Source organism: Candidatus Poribacteria bacterium (genome assembly GCA_021295715.1).
Classification (GTDB): Bacteria; Poribacteria; WGA-4E; order WGA-4E; family WGA-3G; genus WGA-3G.
In genome coordinates this window covers 10,880-11,335 of the sequence record JAGWBV010000152.1, presented here as the reverse complement: position 1 = coordinate 11,335, position 456 = coordinate 10,880, and the positions used below count along the sequence as shown (strand labels likewise).

The following is a 456-nucleotide window of genomic DNA, read 5'->3' as shown; positions in this document are numbered from 1 at the left end:
ACTTTGATCTCACGAAAGCGGGTGTTCGAGTTGGTAGTCCGGGTGCCGCACGTCTCGTGACCGCCGCCGAAACCGCCGCAGAAGCCGCCGCCGCGAAGGCGAAAGCAGAAGCCGCAGCGAGAGCCGCTGATACATCAGTCTCGATGCCACAGGTCGGTCAAATCTACATCAGTGAGATTATGGTCGCTGGCGGCGGTACGTTGCCACAGTGGATTGAGATTTCCAACGGTTCTCGGACGGAGCAAGTGAACCTGAGCGGTTGGACGATTACTATAGATAACGCCGCAGCAGATGCCGATGTTTCTGTCGGTGCGTCTATCGAGTTGACGATCCCCGAAGGCACGAAGATTGATCCGAGTGGTCAGAACGACACACCCTCAACGGTTCTCGTCGTGACGGAAGCGGGTCGAAACAATGTTGATGGTTCGGGTCAAGTGCTGAACATTTGGACGGCGA

General features: G+C 56.6%; 1 protein-coding gene. It reads left to right on the top strand.

Annotated features, from left to right (window positions below):
• On the top strand, positions 1-456 hold a 456-nt coding region (locus tag J4G07_22130), incomplete at both ends, for a lamin tail domain-containing protein (protein ID MCE2416684.1).